Annotated in this window: 8 protein-coding genes; 2 read left to right on the top strand and 6 right to left on the bottom strand. The window is 70.6% G+C overall.

Going from position 1 to position 16,997, the window contains the following annotated elements; translation table 11 throughout:
- Nucleotides 1-828 precede the first annotated feature (828 nt).
- From E6R18_RS15565 to E6R18_RS15585, 5 genes are read right to left on the bottom strand one after another with little or no spacing between them, the layout of a single operon-like run.
- Nucleotides 829-2,253: a hypothetical protein gene (locus tag E6R18_RS15565; protein ID WP_136317485.1), complete on the bottom strand. Its 1,425-nt coding sequence runs from the start codon at nucleotides 2,251-2,253 to the stop codon at nucleotides 829-831.
- Nucleotides 2,250-5,138, bottom strand: a complete 2,889-nt coding sequence (locus E6R18_RS15570) for a DUF3962 domain-containing protein (RefSeq protein WP_136317486.1) — start codon at nucleotides 5,136-5,138, stop codon at nucleotides 2,250-2,252. Before E6R18_RS15570 ends, E6R18_RS15565 begins: the two co-directional genes overlap by 4 nt.
- Before the next feature lie 8 nt (nucleotides 5,139-5,146).
- A complete protein-coding gene (locus E6R18_RS15575; RefSeq protein ID WP_136317487.1) occupies nucleotides 5,147-8,722 on the bottom strand; it encodes a signal recognition particle in 3,576 nt (1,191 codons plus the stop codon).
- Nucleotides 8,722-9,915 carry an HU-CCDC81 and SPOR domain-containing protein gene (locus E6R18_RS15580; protein ID WP_136317488.1) on the bottom strand — a complete coding sequence of 398 codons (1,194 nt, stop codon included), beginning with the start codon at nucleotides 9,913-9,915 and terminating at the stop codon, nucleotides 8,722-8,724. The genes E6R18_RS15575 and E6R18_RS15580 overlap by 1 nt, the downstream gene beginning before the upstream one ends.
- A 1-nt stretch (nucleotide 9,916) precedes the next feature.
- Nucleotides 9,917-11,641 carry a PD-(D/E)XK nuclease family protein gene (locus E6R18_RS15585; RefSeq protein WP_168712359.1) on the bottom strand — a complete coding sequence of 575 codons (1,725 nt, stop codon included), beginning with the start codon at nucleotides 11,639-11,641 and terminating at the stop codon, nucleotides 9,917-9,919.
- A 142-nt stretch (nucleotides 11,642-11,783) separates the two neighbouring features.
- Here E6R18_RS15585 and E6R18_RS15590 point away from each other — a divergent pair, with 142 nt between their 5' ends.
- Nucleotides 11,784-13,766, top strand: a complete 1,983-nt coding sequence (locus E6R18_RS15590) for an N-6 DNA methylase (RefSeq protein ID WP_168712360.1) — start codon at nucleotides 11,784-11,786, stop codon at nucleotides 13,764-13,766.
- Between the two features lie 25 nt (nucleotides 13,767-13,791).
- On the top strand, nucleotides 13,792-15,069 hold the full coding sequence (locus E6R18_RS15595) for a serine/threonine-protein kinase (RefSeq protein WP_136317491.1): 1,278 nt from the start codon (nucleotides 13,792-13,794) through the stop codon (nucleotides 15,067-15,069).
- A 12-nt stretch (nucleotides 15,070-15,081) separates the two neighbouring features.
- On the opposite strand, the gene E6R18_RS15600 is transcribed toward E6R18_RS15595, so the two are convergent.
- A complete protein-coding gene (locus tag E6R18_RS15600) occupies nucleotides 15,082-16,584 on the bottom strand; it encodes a hypothetical protein (protein ID WP_136317492.1) in 1,503 nt (500 codons plus the stop codon).
- Nucleotides 16,585-16,997: the final 413 nt, after the last annotated feature.

Here is a 16,997-nt window from a genome sequence, read left to right on the forward strand (position 1 = left end):
GACACCCCCTGGCCCATCGTCGGGTTGGTGTGCGTGGCCGCGTCCCCGACGCCGACCTGGCCGGTGACGACCGGCCCGCCCGCGTCGGCCGGCGCGGTCCAGCGGTTGTCGAGGCCGCCCATCGCGAGGATGGGTACATCCCACCAGCTTGGCAGGTCGGTCTCGCCCGGAAGACCGGGATGCGCAACTCACCGGCACCGGCCCACGGATCCTCCCCACCCGCCGAACAGCAGGACGCCCCGACCGGCCGAAACCGATCGGGGCGCTCCACCGCAGGTCAGAAGGTTTCCCCTCCCCCGCTGTCGGTAGGCCGTGTGGGACTCGAACCCACAACCAACGGATTAAAAGTCCTGGTCAGGGCCGGGTGGGCGATGCCGACCGATGTTGCTCCGTCCGGAACGGCCTAGTCGGACGGGCTGTCCGGTACCACGCGGTCCGGACGAAACCGGGCTGTGCCGGAGCGTCCGCTCACGCATCGCTCACGCACGGACGGCGCTGCGACCCACCGTCGACGTCGATCCTGTGAGTAACCCAATCGGATGAATCCGACATGTGGAGTCCGTTTATTACACCGGCCACGCTGGTACCGCCAGCTGCAACCGGTCCGCAGAGGCCCGGAGGACATAGCGGGTCACCCAGGTTTCCTGGCTCGTCCAGAGTGCGGCGTGCCCACTCAGCGACCCTAGTGTGCCTCCCGATGCGCGAACACGGATGCGACTCCCGGCTGGCCTGGCAGCGACGGCAAACTTTGGGCAGTGGGTTTGTGCACGGGTATGAGCCTGAAGGTTTCGTGGGCCGGACCGGGACGAAGTCCGACCCTCTCAACCGTTAGAGAGTCGAGTCGGCCAGCCGTCGGGCCTTCCGCGGGACGTCGTGCCTGCCCGCCGTTCGGCTGTCGCGCATCAGAGTGTGCTGGGTGTCGACCAGCCGGGGCGTCAGCCTCAGGGGGACCTCCTGCACCGGGTGGAGGAGACCGTCGTCACCGAGTTCCGCCCGCCAGACCCGGTAGTCCAGCTCGGAATAGGCGGGATTGACGCCGATCTCCCCCTTGGGCATGGTCCCGTTGAAGGGCAGCGCGATGTCCATGTGGTTCCAGTAGTTCCATGCCTGGACGGCCTTGTACGCGTCGAAGAAGTGGTAGAAGTCCGGGTACCGGTGGAAGCGGCGCAGCTCGCGGTGGATGAGGTGACCCAGGAGCGGACCGAAGACCTCCGCGACGTGGTCGAAGTCCCAGCGGATGCGATGCCACGGCTCAGCGCTCCGCTCCGGCCCAAGGAAACGCGCGGTGGCCAGGTGGCTGATGCGCGCCGTGAGGTGGGCTCGGGCATGGGCCGCCTCGATGCTCGGGTCCACCTGGTCCAGGATCTGCTCCAGGAGGGCAAAGCCGGGACGGAACCGTGCCAGGTCGAAATGGCCCGCCGTGCCGGGGAATCCCTCGAACAGCACTTTCTTGTAGAGCCAGTTGTTGAACTCTCCCTGCTCCGCCAACCGCTGGGTGTGAGGCGAGCGGGAGTACAGCATGAGGTACTCCGACAGGGCCTCGAAGTAGACGTAGCCCAGGACAGGAAGTCGAGGGATGGTCTCGGAGAGGAGGCGGGGGAACGCCTCGTGCTCCGCGGGTTCCGGCCGGTGGGCGATGGTGGCCGCCAGGCCGAGGAAGTCCGCCGAGTTCTTCACCCGGCTCACCACCGCTTCGCGCAGCTCGCACCGTTCCGTGGGTCCCAGGAGGTTCTCCAACTCGCGGTAGTTGCGCAGGTGGATCGAGCCCAGCCGGAGGTAGTCGATGCCCGCCAAGCCGCGGTAGCCGTGGCGCGGCGTGGTGATCTCCAGGACCAGCGGGGTCGTGATCCGGCCGGAGAACGGGGAGCGGGCCAGGGAGGCGGGCGCCTCCCTGGTGAGGACGTACTCAGCGAGGTTGTGCATGCGCAGCCCTCCGGACGTGGGCGCGAGCGGCGCGCAATAGAGGCTTCCCACCAGGCAGCCGCCCGACGGACGGAGCGTGCCGTCTCGCACGATGCGGTCGAAGGAGTGGGTGACGTGGAGCAGGTGCTGGGTGTTCCCACCGCGCAGCGACGCGAACATGGCGTTGTCGGTCAGCAGGGCCCCCTGAGGTGCCGTTTCGGCCAGCCGGGCGTTCCACGCCGCCGCCTGTTCGGCGAGAGGGCCGGAGCGGTGGGCGGCGCCCGGCCCGGCGGGCGCGGAGTAGGAGACGTGGGCGTCGGCCCACATGCCGTGGAGATCGAGGTTGCTCATGGGGCGATCACTCCTAGGTCGAAGCAAAGCTGAACGGCTCCGTCGTCTTCTTCGGGCTCCGTCGGTTGATCCCGAGTGGTGGGCAGGACGTACTCGGTGGCCTTGCGGGCCAGGTGGAGTGGAAGCGGTAGGGCGAGCAGGGGGGCCCGTCCGGGCGACTGCCGCAGCCGGTGGGCGAGGGTCGCCCACAGCTCGGGGTCGTCGTCGGGCAGACATCCCGCGACGACGATCTCCAGCAGCCCGGGATTCCACGCCGGCCGGTCGGTATCAATCGTGGAACCCGTCTTTCCCTCCCTGGTGTAGGAGCGGAAGGCCCAGCGAGACGCCATGACGGATACGTTCGTGCCCGGCCCCGCCTTTTCGCCGGTGCTGCCGAACACCCGGTTCCGCGGGTCATGGCCGGCCGGTCTCCACAGCCCGGTGGCGATGCCGAGCCTCTCCTCCTCACCGTCGTCCGAGGTCTGCGATCCGCGCCCCCACCACTGGGGGGTTTCGGTGTCGGTGCTGTCCCGGACCCGGATCAGGCGGAGCCCGTGGCCTTGGACGGCGAGCCTTTGAGCCGGCCGGCCGTGGAGCCGGACTCTATCCGGCTCGATGTGGCCGTCCTGGAGCCACGGCCACAGCCGGCGGGCATTCTGGGCGTGGACCAGCAGCAGGGTCGGGCGGTCGCGCAGGCCGAACAGGACCTCCTGCACGGCGTCCGCCACGATCCTCCGATGCCGTTCGGTGGGGCCGTTCCGGTCCTCGTCCTGATCGGAGGCTTCACCGTCCTCCGCCCCGGAGGGGCCTCCCGCATCGTGGGAGGGCGGCTCCTCGTCGGGATCATCGGCGGTCGGCAGTTCGGCCGATTCGGCCAGGCGCACCAGGAGCGTCGGGTACGGGACCCACTCGCCGGTCCTGACGTCCCAGCCGGTGATGCGCTCCGGGACGGGATCGCCGGGGCGCACACGGACGGCGATCGGCACGAGGTCCGCCCGGCGGGTCGGCCCGTCCCGGCGCCGCTTGACCAGCCACAGGGCGGCGTACTGCGTGTCGGCGGGGATCGCCGGTCCGAGGCCGTGGGCGGGTACGGCGCGGTGGCCGAGCTGACGGAAACCGTCCGTCCAGCATGCCTCGAGCTTTCTGGCCCTGGCCGTGTCGGCGTCCGCGGGCTTGCCCGGCACCCGACGCGGGTTCACCACGAACTGGGTCACCTGTCCCGCGTCCCGGAATCCCAGTCGCAGAGCGAACTTGGGGTCGGCGGGGCGCGGAGCGTAGGCGTCCTTGGGATGGATCTCCAGCAGGGCGAGCGAGGCACGGTCGTCCGCCGACGCGGCGGGCAGGCGCCGTACGACCTGGGCACGGCGGTCCGCGATGGCCGCGTGCAGGGCGCTGGTACTCCTTTGGTCGGCGGGGGAGAGGACGAGGCTGTCGGCGAGCCCGCCGATCCGTGCCAGGTGCAGTTCCACTGTGAGCTCGGGCGTCTGCCACGAGAGGGTCTCTCCGTCCGGGGAGGGTGCTTCCCCGGACGGTTTCCGCACGGGTTCCTCGTCGAGGCCGAGCAGGGTGGCGAGTGCCTGTACGCCCGCGTCCCTGATGGGCTCGGTGAGCCAAAGAAACTCCGCCCGGAAGGGTTCTCCCGCCAGGAGCTCGGCCAGCTCCTGACGACGTTCCGTGGTTTCCCACGTGTCCGGGTCAAGGACTTCCCCGCTACGCTGCCCGGCCGGTCTCCGCACCGTGGACCAGCGGTTCGCCCGCACCGGGTCCGGTGCCCGGCGCAGACCTTCAGGCAGGGCCTGCTCGAACCATTCCGTGAGCGGGACGCGATCACCGGGCATCAAACCGGCCTTCACCCCGTGCGAGCCCATCGGCGCGCTGTGCACCACGGCGGCGGTGACTCCCCTCGTACCGGCGAGCCAGCGGGTCGGGTCGCCGGTGAGGCTGTCGGGCTGGGGGAACGGTTGCCGGAGCCGCAACCGGGAGAGCATTCCGTCGGGCCCGCCCGCCTCCCATCGGCGGGCGCGAAGCTCGCGGTCGTACCGGAGGCGTCCCACGGAGAAGCGGGCGGAAGCCCGGCTCTCCGGGCCGTCTTCAATCCACGGCGCGTTCGCCAGCAGGTAGACGGAGGCGGCACGACGGGGCGGGAGGTACAGGCCGTTCGGTCCGGTCCGCGTTGCCCACCGCCGGACACCGGACCGCAGGTGGACCCGGAACTCCGGGGAGAACGGGACGGTCTGGAGGGTCAGCGTGAGGAGGGCCGAGAACCACCACGTCCGCCCGTCGCGGTCCACGTACCGGTCGGGCGGCCAGGAGAGCAGCTCGGCACCCCGGTCGGAGGGCCGCCGGGCGACACCGCGGAATCCCAGGGACCCGCCGGGGTAGGAGAACGGATCCAGTCCCAGGGCCAGATCGGCGAGGGCATCGGGGAGCAGCTGGTAGAGCCGCCCGTCCGGCTGCGCCGTACCGGCGGCCGTCGGCGTCCGGGCCAACATCGGGACCTCGCACCGCTCCCAGCGGAGTTCACCGGGGCGTAACGCGTCGAGCACCTCGCGGACCGCCTGCCGGTGCTCGGGCTCGGGGCGCAGGTCGTTCACCCAGGCGTGCACCAGTGTCGCGAAGACGTCCGCGGGTACGGGGCCCCGGGCGTACAGCCATGGCTCGTCGTGGGAGACGTCGAGCCATTTCGCCACCGAGACCACTTCGGGGGCCAGCGCTTGAAGGAGCGAGTTGAGACGGCCGACCGGGACGGCGAGGCAGTCGTCCGGCCGCTTGAGTCCCAGGCGGTAAAGGTCGAGGAGCAGCCTCCGCTGGGGCCGAGGGAGGGCCAGCGTGTAGTAGGGGACGGTCCACTCGGCGTCCGAGTCGGGGACGTAGCCGGCGAGTCTGATGGTGTCGTAGCGGGTCACGGGGTTCCTCATGCCGTACGGCGCGGCGAGTCCGGCCGGTGGGTGGGGATGTTCTTGAGTGCCAGGTAGAGGGGCTCGTAAAGGGTCTGCACCAGCTGCCGCTGGTCAAGGGGGAGCGGTTCGTCGTCGTCGAAGTACGGGGCGAGAACGTGGACCATGCTGGCGAGGAGTCCGGTGCGGAAGGTGTCGGGCCCCAGGCCGGCAGCCTCGCGCTCAGCAAAGCGGGAGTCCACGAAGACGACCCTGGCCGGGACCCCACCTCGCACCAGCCGCCCGATCACCTGCCACATCACGACCAGCCGGTCCCAGGTGAAAGCCGCCTTGTCCTCGTCGTTCAGGTGCCGCCAGGCCATCTTCCGGGTGAGCAGGTAGCGCCACCGGATGCGCGCCTCCCGGCGGAAGGCGCGTCCGGCTCGGTCGAGGTCCGGGGCCGAGGAGACCAACTCGTCGAATCCGCCGTCGGCCACCAGGCGGGTCACCCAGCTGTTGATGCCCTGTACCGCCAGACCGATGTCGTGCGGGCGGGGATGGGGCCGGGCCAGGAAGAAGACCGAACCGATCGCCGCCTGTCCGGAGTCGTTCAGGATGTTGTGCCCGCGTTCCACGGACATGAGCGGTGCGATGAGGATCTCGGCGTCCATGGAGCCGAAGGAGGAGACGTCACCACGCCGCAGCGTCCCTGGCTCGGTGACTGTGGACGGGTCTCCCGGCGTGGCCCCGCCGAAGGAGGTCTCCAGCTCCGCGTCGTCCGCGATCAGCCGGCGCACCTTTCCCTTCCAGCGGGGGATGGTGTTGAGGAGCTGGAAGCCCCGGCGGGCCTCCTCATACGAACCGACGAGCACCAGCAGGCGCTTTCTCCTGGCGCTCCCGATGAGGTTCAGCTCCTGTTCGAAGTCGCTCTGGAGCTGGTCTCCCCGAGGTCGGGCGAGACCTTCGAGCATCAGCTCCAGGACCTTGGGCCGGCGGTCGGGCCGCATGCCGGACAGGTGGAGGGGTTTCCCGTCGGGCCCCGGGATGAAGATCTTCCGGAAGGAGGTGCGGCGCAGTGCGCCGCGTTCTTTGGGAGAGGACTTCAGGATGGCTTTGACCGGCGCCAGCACGTGGGCGCCCACCGCGGTGCCCGCCCAGCTGGTCCCCGACATCAAGAGGACGTTGGCCCGCGGGGCGCCGTCGAGCGAGGACACCTCGTGCAGTGAGGTCAACAGCGACCGTCCGACTCCGGCGCAGCGGAAGAAGCGGAGCACGGCGCTGCCGGAGCCCGGTACGGCGTCCGGCTCCTCGGTGAGGAACTGAAACCCGAGGATGTTGCCCATCGGCGACTCCGGGACGAGAGGGCCGTAGTCGAGCGGAGGCCGGCGGGACAGCTGGTTGTCCGTCGATTCCAGGTTGAGCGCGGCCTCCACCGTCGGCCACAGCTCGGTGAGGACATCGAGGCGCTGCTGGAGCACCCCGAGCAGCAGGGTGAACTCGAACCGCATGGTCTTGTCGAGGAGTTCGTCCGCGGAGGCGGGAACGATCCCAGACAGCCGCCGCAGTGCGGCTTTGGCCCTGGCCCGGGTGCGGTCCTCGTCCAGGGTGTGCAGCAGATCGTGGGCGAGGCCCACCAGCTCGGCTAGTTCGGAGGACTCGGGATGGACGCCCCCGAGGGGCTCGTCGCGGAAGGCGTCCAGCACCTCCATGACCGCGGCCCGGCGTGCGTCGTCCGGGTCCGCCGGCTCCTCGCCCTCTCCGGTGCCGTGGGCGTCGGGGTCGTCCGGGTCGTCCTCCTCGGAATGTTCTTCCTCGAATTCGTCGTCCGTCTCGTCGTCCGGCTCGTCCTGGGCGTTCTGGTCGCCGAGGGCGGAACGGCCCCGGAACCAGTCCTCGACCAGCTTCTGCTGGAGAGTCCAGGTACTGAAGTAGTCGGCCTGTACCCAAGCCCGGAGCTTGGGGTGGCGCATCAGCATCGAGTACAGCCGGTTGGTGGCGGCGATCGATGCGGTCAGGGCGGAGGACCAGCGATCCACGTCCGCGTCCGACAGTTGCAGGCGTCCGTTCCGGGCGAACTCGTCAGTCGTGTGGGCCTGCAGCTCGTCGAGCCAGGAGTCCGGGGATCGTCCGACGAGGGTGGCGGAGGGCACGAACATCGAGTCGAGCTGCATCTGTACGCGATCGGCCTCGTCCACGATGATCAGGTCGCTACGGACGCATGCGATCTCCAGGAACCGGGCCCGCTCCCGGTTCTGGTGCCGGGGGACCAGTCCATAGAGGAGGCTGGCGGGGTTGGCCACCCAGATGTCCGCGTCGACCAGGTCGTGGGCGCCGCGTTGCCGGGGGCACCCTGACCACAGGGGGCAGCCGTGCCCGGGGTCTGGCCGGTCGGTGCCCGTCTCGCCGGGCACGTCGGCGGTCGGTACGGCCGGTGCTCCCGGGGCCGACGCGTCCGTTCCGGCCGGCTCCTGAACGTCCGCTCGCGGGTCCGCCGGGTACAGGCGGGTGCAGGGCGATTCGAGGATGTCCAGGGGCTGGTGCGCCTCCGTACCACGCAGGGCGTCGAGCGGGCAGGCGGTGCTCAGATAGGTGAAGTGCCTGGCCTCGTGGCCGAGCAGGGACGTCACGCCGGCGCCCGCGAGCCTGCGGTGCATGCGCTGGGTGTTCCGGGCCCGGGTGGAGGACCCCAGCACGGGGGCGACCTTCAGTTCCAGCGCGCCGAAGAGGGCCACCAGCGTCAGCTGTTCGGCGACGTCCCCCACGACGATGGTCACCTTCCGTCCTTGCCGGACGGCCTGGACGGTGAGCACGTCCCGCAGCGTGCTCTTGCCGGCGCCGACCATGCCCACCAAGTGGAAGAGGCCGGCGACAGACAGTTTCCGGCTCGGCCGGTAGGCCGTTCCTTCGGAATCGAGCATGTCCAGTTCGACTCGCTGCACCCGGTTGTGCCAGGTCCTGCGTGGGTCGGTGATTCCCAGCCGCTCGTCCATCCACGCGGCGGTCGCCAGCAGCTCGTCCCAGGTCGTCTCGATCGGAAATCCCACGCCGGGAAGGCGCAGGAGGCCGTGCGGCCGGGCGACACCGACCGGGAGGTGTTCGGGCAGCCGGACGGAGGTATGGAGCTTGCCCTGCGTGAAACGGTAGGACCTTCCGAGCCCGGCGATCTTCAGCCGCTGCCTCAAATGGAAGGGGGGAGCGGTGGTGAGGGCTCGTTCGTACGTTCTCCAGCGATCGGAGGCGATGGCCGGTTCATGCCGTTGGGCAGGTGCGTCGTAGTCGGTGATCAGGTAGCCGCGCACCTCGGCAGGGAAGGACGCGTACTGCCGCAGCGCGCGTTCCCAGGTGCGGGGGCGCCGGAGCATCCACAGCAGGTGCCGTGCGACCCGGAGCATCCTCTCCCGCTCCGGTGTCCGGTCCCCGACCAGGGCGAAGGGGTAGCCTCCGAGGACCGTCCATGCGGCGCGGGCCGACTCGCCGGGGCAGAGGCGTTCCAGCAGGTACAGCCCCAGCTCCACACGGAAGAGGCGGGTCGCTCGGATCGGGCCGCGCTCTTTGGGCCAAGCGGCGCGAACGCGTGGGGAGAGCTCGGCGAACCAGAAGCTGCGGTCACGCATCAGAACAGTCCCTCCGGTGCTTCCCCGGGCGTGACCGGGTCGATGTCCTCGTACGGGCGACCGGCGGCGACGAGTCGCCGCGCGGTGCGGAGCAGTTCCCGGTCGGTCACGAGTTCCGGCGACGCGGACGGCCGGTAGCGCTCGAAGACCGCCTGGAAGCCGGGGTGATCGCGGAGCCTGCCGGCCGGTATCACCCACAGGCAGCGGTCGTACGGAGGGTCGGGCGGCGGCGGGGTGGCCCGGCGTCCCAGCAGTGCCGGGCTCGTCCAGTCCCTGCAGTCGACGGCCAGGGTCGGGCCGCTGGGAAACCGCACGCGCATGCCGTACGCACCGAAGCCGGGCCACAGTTCGACCTCCGCCCCGATGTCCGTCAGCTGGTCGGCCAGCCGCTTCTCCATGAGGCCGGGCGCCGACACCCACTGACGCAGCGGCCTGACCAGCAGCTGGACTCCGCCGCCTTCGTCGGCCCGGTACTCGCGCCCTCGTCGGACGGTGCCGGCCTCTTGGCACCGCCGCTGCTCGCACCACAATCCGCCCCCGGTCGTGGGGTGGAGCAGGCCGTGACAGCGCTTGCAGGAAACGTAACTGCGCCGTTCCCGGTCGAGATGGCTGGCCGGTGCAGGCTGGTAGACGTCGTACAGCAGGTCGCCGAGCGACCCCAGGTCGCTGCCCGCCGCGGCGGGAAGGGTGGCCAGTTCACGGTGGGTCAATACGGGACGCCGCACCAACAGGAGCCGAAAGGCCCGGTACGCCTCCGGATACTTCTCCTCGCGGCAACGCTGGGCCACGACGCTCATGTGGTGCTGCCCGGAGTACCGGGCTGCGGAGTCCACCTCGTCCACGGCCCATTCGTAGCAGAGCTGGGTCGGCTGGCGGGTGTCCTCGTCAAGGAGCCGGGCCTCCGGAGGAACCACGTCCGGCGGCAGCGTGACGGGCCAGCGGTCCAGCGACCGGCACGCCGCCCATTCGACGAGTTCGGGAAGGCTCTCCGGGGGGCGTGCCTTGAGCAGCAGACAGGTGAGGACCGTGGTGTTCAGGGCCCGCTGCGCCTCCTCGGGATACGGCACGGCGGACGCCGTCCCCGGGTCGCCAGCCTCGCTGAGGCGGACCATGGCGGTGGCGACGCTCCGCAGCAGGAGTACGCCGTCCGCCTCCGACCATCGGGCCGTGCGAACTGTCCGGTCGGGATTCATCTCAGCCTTTCGTCGGGTCGGGAAGGGCGGGGCGGCACCAGACGGACATCTCGCAGGTCCGGCAGTGGGGGCCCGGGCGAGCGACCGCGGTGGTGTCCGCGTGCCAGTCGGAGGCCAGGGACCGCACTACCTGGCGTGCCGAGGCGCGGATCTCGGTGTCGAAGGGGTCGATGACGGTGAGCCGGGCGCCACGCGGTCCGAGGACCTCCAGCTCCACCCGCGCGGCGGAGACGTCCTCGCCGACGACCGGACTGGTGCTGAGCAGGACGGCGAGCGCGAGTTGCGGCCGTTCGCGCAGGACGTCGGTCTCTGGGGGAGGGTCCCGCCGGGCGTCCGTCTTCGTCTCCCGGTAGACCCAGGAGGAGCCGTCGAGGTAGAGCGTGTCGGTTTTGGCGAGCACCACGACGTCGGCGTCGGCGTCGTGCGCCACGAGGGTGCGTTCGTGGACCAGTTCGCTGACGGTGGAGAGCCGATACGGGCAGTGGCGGGCGTGCGCGGCGACCATCCGCGCGCCGAGGTCCGCCTGGTCCGGCGGGACCGTCCAGCGTCCCGCCGACCAAGGGGCCCGGCCGTCGGGAGCGTCGTCGGGGCGGCAGGCGATTCCGGGGTGGGCCTCGTGGTGCTGCTGGATCCAGGTGTGCACGGCGTGGCCGCGGACGACGTGCGGGGTGAGGGCGCGGGCCTCGGGGTCCGGCAGCCGGAGCCGGCGCAGCCGCTCCCGGGCGGGGCAGCTCTCGTCGCGGTCCGGACGGCCGACGTACGACCGCCCGTTGGTGATCGACCACGTACGGCGCGGCCGGTTCAGCTCCTCGATGCCCAAGAGGCCGCCGAGGCGGGGTAGAGCGGGGCAACTGGGCGCGTATTTGCAATCCTCACAGTCGTGGCCGGGGAGGAAGGTGCCGGCGGAGACGGCGGCGGTCAGCCTCGGACGGCCGTGGACGGCGTAGCGCCGGGCCACGTCCTCGGGACCTTCGGAGAGCACCTCGCGCCGTTCCCCGTCGAGGCAGCTCACCTCGGTGATCCTCACTTCCTCGGGCTTTCGCAGGGCCGCTTCGCCGACGTCCCGCACAGGTCGAGCTGCGTGGCTCCAGTGGAAGCGATCCGGTAATCGGTGCGGCTCGCCGAAGGCCACGACCTGCGCGGCCGCCGCGAGGTCGGCCCGTTCGGCGTGTCCGACGCGCTCCGATGCTTCCTGGCCCGGCCCGCTCAGGCCCCTCGCAACCGGTACGCGCAGTTCGCGCAGCCGGCCGTCTGCCGAGGCGTACGGGCGCCCCCAGACGCACTGTTCGTAGCGCCGCGCACCGCGGCCATCGGGTTTCTCGAGCCGGGTGACGAGCACCCAGGAGTAGGGGACCGGCCGCAGGTCCGGAGTGCTGTTCTCCAGGTAACGGTCGAGGGCGGAGCGGGTCCAGGAAACAAGTCCCGGATCGGCCCGCGGGCGCTCTCGGGTGGCCGTCAGGGCCCTGCGGAGGGCTTCCTCGGCGTCGACGTCCTCGTACTCGATCAAGTCGAGCGCCTCCCCAAGGGGCCCGAGGTTGAAGCCCTCTCGAGCGTCGGCCTTGTACGCGGGAAGCGGGCCCGGAGCCAGCCTGATTCCGGCCCGGGCCTTCAGCGCCCCTTTGTAGGGGCAGCTGCCATGGGCGTTCGGGCGGAGGAACGATCCCGCGAACACGCGGATCAGTCCGCTGGTCCACGTGCTCTCACGGGGGGCCATCCATGCAGGCATGCGATCTCCAGGACATCGACCTTGATGGGTTCCCCATGGGAGCATTTTCCTGTGAAAGGAGTCAACACACTCTTTCGAGTGATACCAATCAACCTTCTCGCCCTCTATGATCCTCGGGATGCGGCCTGCGAGGAGGATCACCATGACGAACGGAGCCACGGTCACCGCGACCGAGATCGCCCGTATCGCCGGGGTCGGGCCGGCGGCGGTGAGCAACTGGCGCCGGAGGTACGCGGAGTTTCCCACTCCTGTGGGCGGTACGGCGGCGAGTCCGCAGTTCTCCCTGCCAGAAGTGATGGATTGGCTCGAAGCCCACGGCCGGCCGGTGCACCTCTCGCCGGTCGACGAGGTGTGGCGGGCCATGAACGCCTTGCGGGACCCGGGACGGCCTGGCGGAATACTTGCCGCGGTCGGGTTCCACCTGCTCGGCGAGGAGCCGCCCCGGCACTCCGGCCGGACGGAGGCGGACGCCGGCGGCCTGCCCATGGACCTGGGCCTCCATGTCGACGCGCTCGGAGACCGGCTCGGCGCGGCCGAGGCGTTCGAAGCGCTGCTCAGCCGCTGGACGGAGGCGCACGCCCGCCAGGTGGAGGTGACCCCCGCCCCGGTGGCGTCACTGATGTGCGCCCTGTCCGGCTCCGTGGACGGCACGGCTCCCGACTCCGTGCTGGACCCCGCGTGCGGGACAGGCGGACTCCTGCTCCAGGCAGCGGAGAACGGCGCCGTCTCCCTGCTCGGTCAGGAGGTCCAGCCCGATCTCGCCGAGATCGCGGATGTGCGACTGCGGCTCCACGGGCACCACGACGTGACCGTGGCCACGGGTGATTCCCTCCTGGAGAACGCCCACGACGCCGCACGGGTGCGGAGCGTCGTCTGCAACCTTCCTTTCGGTCAGCGGGATTGGGGCCGCTCGAAGCTGGGGTACGACACCCGGTGGACCTACGGTCTGCCCCCGAAGGGAGAGCCCGAACTCGCCTGGGTCCAGCACGCCCTGGCCCATCTGGACGACGGAGGCAGCGCAGTCTTCCTGATGCCCGCAGCGGCAGCGGCCAGGCCCTCGGGTCGCCGCATCCGGGCCGAGTTGGTGCGACGCGGGGCGCTGCGCGCGGTCGTGGCCCTGCCGTCCGGATCCGCCTCCACCCACTCCCTGGGAACCCATCTCTGGATCACCCAGCCGAGCAACGAGCCGTCCTCCCCCGACGTGCTCTTCATCGATGCCGAACCGCTGGTCGAAGCAGCTCCGGAGAACCGTGCCGCCGGCACGGACTGGAAGGCCGTGCACACCGCCGTGACCGAGGCGTGGCGGCGCTTCCGGACGGGAGCGGAGCTCGACCGGGCCGTCTCCAGCGCGGTCCCCGTCATTGCACTCCTTGACGAGGAAGTGGACATCACCCCCGCGCACCACGTCCGCTCGGAACCCGGTGAGACCTTCGACCTGGCACAGCTGGAGGAGGACCGGACCCGCTGGCACCGGACGCTGACCGGGTTGACGAACGTCCTCCCCACGGTGAGGGAGGTTCCGGCGGCCGACCCGCAGGTGCTCGTCTCTTTGGAGGACCTCATCCGTTCCGGTGCCCTGCGGATGTGGCGCGGCTCCTCCGCCAGAGAAGCGCCCGACGGGGTGGAAGCGCGGGTCCCGCTCCTCAGGCTGATCGACGGGCAGTCCCGCACGCCGCCGGGCCGCTGGGCATACGCCCCCGAGACCGAACGCATCCGCGAGGGGGACGTCCTGGTATTCGCCGGCTCACCGCAGGGCGCGCGTCCTGCGGATCCGCAGGAGTACGGTGCCGCGGCTGGCCAGAGCATCACCGTCCTGCGTCCCGAACGGGATTTGCTGGACTCCTGGTTCCTGGCCGGAGCGCTGACCGGGGGCCCCAGGGTCGGGCGCTCCGGAAGCTCGACGGGGCCCACCGGGCGGCCGAGCCGCCTTGATCCGGGGCGTGTCTTCCTGCCGGTCCGGGAACCGGCCGAGCAGCAACGGATCGGGCGGGCCTTCCGGGACATCGCACGGCTCGACGAACTTCTGGACGAGACAGCCGAGCACGGTCGCCGCGTCGCCCGCCGCCTGGCGGACGCGCTGGCCGCCGGGCTGGCAGACCTGATCGACGACGACAGGCGGGGCTGAGGCGCCGTGGGAAGAGGCCGATGGCATGTTTGAGATTCGGCAGGGTCACGTCCTGAACTCCCGCTACCGGCTCGACGGACCCCTGCGCGCCGGTGGCATGGGAATGGTCTGGCGGGCGTACGACGTGAGGCTCAGTCGCGTGGTCGCGGTGAAGTTCGCGAACCCCGCCGCAGCCCTGACCTTCCAGGACCGGGACGAGATGCTGAAGCGCTTCCAGCAGGAGGCCGGGGTAGCGGCACGATTCACGAACACCGGGGTGGCGTCGGTCTACGACGTCGGAGAGGATCGCCCATACTCCTACCTCGTCATGGAACTCGTCCAGGGCTCAACCCTGGACGAACTGATGGATGAGTGCGGGCCGCTCGAACTCTCCGTGGCCGCCAGCATCATCGTGCCCATCTGCGCCGTCCTCGCGGCGGCCCATCGCGCGGGCATCGTGCACCGCGACCTGAAGCCCTCCAACGTGATGGTCTCCGAACAGGGCCACACCAAGGTCCTGGACTTCGGCATCGCCCGGGTGGAGGGTGCCGCCGTCGACACCAGGCTCACCAGGACGGGAAGAAATCCGGGAAGCCCCGGCTACATGTCGCCCGAACAGTACGAGGGCAAACAGGTCACCGGAAGGTCCGACCTCTACGCCCTGGGTTGCCTGCTGTACGAGATGCTCGCGGGTCGCCCGGTCTTCCCCCAGGACGACGAGTTCGCGCTCCGCCACATGCACACCACCGTCACCCCCGACGCGCTGGGCGGGTTGCGCGAGGGGCTGCCAGAAGCGGTGCTGAACCTCGTCGACCGGCTGCTCGCCAAGGACCCGGCGGACCGCCCCGCCAGCGCGGACGAGGTCAACAGGATCCTCCGTGTCTACCTGCCCGCCAGCGGTGACGACCCGCCGGACGACTACGTCTTCCCGGACCCCACCCGTCCCTTCCGCCTGCCGTTCGCACCCGAGGACGTGCCGCTGACCGGCCCTCGGGTGGAGCTGCCAGGCACCGTTTCCCGCACGTACCGGGCGAGGGCCGACGCCAAGGACCTCCACCACGAGGTGCGACGCCTGCTCGGGACGGAGCCGGCGAAGGCGGTCGACCTGCTCAGGGAGCGCCTGCCGGACCTGGCGGAGCAATACGGCCTGCGCGCCCACGAAGTTCTGGACCTCCGCTTCGATCTGGCCGAGGCCGTGCTTGTCCAGGTCGACCGCGAGGAGGCCAGGGACCTCTATGCGGCGATCCGCCAGGACACCGCCGATGTGGACGGACTGGAGATGTACCGGACCCGGGCGGAGGAGGGCATCGCCCGCTGCGGCTGACGGGGCGGGCGGTCACGACTCCGCCGCCACGGCCTCGGCCCGTTCCTCGGCCCGGTCCGCCCATCCCGCGATCCTGCGGCTGACACGGTCGAGAGCGTCCCGTACCTCTTTCACCTGGGGGGGGTCCCAGCCCTCCTGGGCGACGAAGCTCGCCCCGCCCTCCTCCACGGGCACGCCCGCCATCCCGTCCACGTCCCTGCGCAGCCTGTCGACACTCTCACGCACGCACGCCCAACTCACGGAGGCGGCTTTGACACCCACCCGGGAGTCTTCGAGCGGCACCGGCCCGCCACTGTAGGCGTGGCGCACCAAGGCATCCGTGAGGATCCGTGGTCGACCCTCGGCCGTGGCCAGGGAGCCGCCGCTCTCGTCCACCTCGTAGAGGCGTTCGCCCGCCCGTCCCGCCCGGACGGCCTCGTACGCCTGGAGGATGCCGCGCCGCCGGGACAGCATGGCCCGCAGCACCGTCGCGGGCCCCCGATCGTCCTCCTCCTCCCCACCGCCGAAGACCTCACGCTGCAGGGCCATCGGCTCGGCCATCGCCATGTGGTAGGCCGCCTTCACCGCGAGTTCGGTCTGCGCGGGACCGAGCCTGCCGCTGTCGCCCAGTCCCCTGTCCGCTTCGGCCAGGGCCGCGTCGCGCAGCTTCTCCAAGGCGCGGTTGCCTGCTTTGGGCCCCTCCCACCGCATCTCGGCCCGTAGCTCCTCGATCTCCGGCAGCCGGTACGCGCGCTGGAGCACCGCGCGCCGCGGACGGACGAACTTGACGTCTTCACTCAGACCGGTGCGCACCGCTCGCAGGATCAGCTCTACCGCGACGTCGACGCGCTCCTCCCGCTTAGGCCGTTGCTTTGCCGTGAGGGACCGGATGCCCTCGTTGACCCGCCGTGCGGTCCTGATTCCGCCACCCAACAGTGAGCGGAGGATCTCTTCCGCCCGGATGTCCAGCTCATGGCTCAACCCGGCGGTCTTCAGCTCCTCCCGGGAGATGGTTCCAGCGAACCAGCGCTTCTCTGTCTCCGTGATGTGGGCTGTGATGGACCGGCCCATCTCGGCAAGGCTGTCGAGTACAGCATCCGCTTTCGCCTCGTTCTCCACAGCCGGCCCGTAGGGACGTGGCGGGCGAATGTGGGTGAGCCCGATGAAGTTGCGTACCGCCGTGTGGAACATCTGGCCCGTGCGGGTGTCGGGGCGGAACCCGACGACCACACGGGCGGGGACGCTGAGCGCGCGGATCTTGCGCCGCTCGTTCTCGGTCAGTTCCGGCCACCCCTGCTTCCGCACCAGCCGTCCCCAGCGGCTGATCTCACCCCGAAGCTTCCGGTTGTCGGCACCCCACTCGTACGCGATCTTCGACGGCTGGTAGTCGAGGAGTTCGTGCACCGCGCTGATTCGGCTTGACCCGTCGGCTGCGATGAGCAAAGCGCAATCGGGATGGCCGTTCTCGTGCACCACAGTCAGAGGAACCACAGTCAGCGGCTGGAGGACCCCCTCGACGGCGATGTCCTGGGCCAAGGGGTTGTCCCGGACCAGTCGGCCCTTCGCGTCCTCCAAGCGTTGAGCGAGCCTGGACGGCGTCTCGGCACGCATCTCCAACCCGGCCGCACCACCTGGGGCCGACCGTGGTTCCACCAGCGTGGGCCGTTGCATTCCCAAGCCCGACAGCGCGTACTGGCGGTGCCCGTACTCTCGGGGGTTTGCGGGATGCGGCAGCACGGTCGCCGACCATAGCCGCGTCTCTGCAATCAGCAAGGTCCCGCCCTGGACCCTCAGCTCGGCGGGGTCTGCGAGCCTCCGCCGCATGTCGTCCGGGCGCACGGCGGCCCGAGCCATCGCGCGCGCCCCACCCTCCGTTAGTCCATGCCCTCGCAGGGCGTTGGCGAGGTTATCGACCGCCGCAGTGCGGGGCAGCGCCCAGGGGGCGGGCT

The organism is Streptomyces sp. A1277 (assembly GCF_004795015.1).
In the GTDB taxonomy this organism is placed as follows: Bacteria; Actinomycetota; Actinomycetes; order Streptomycetales; family Streptomycetaceae; genus Streptomyces.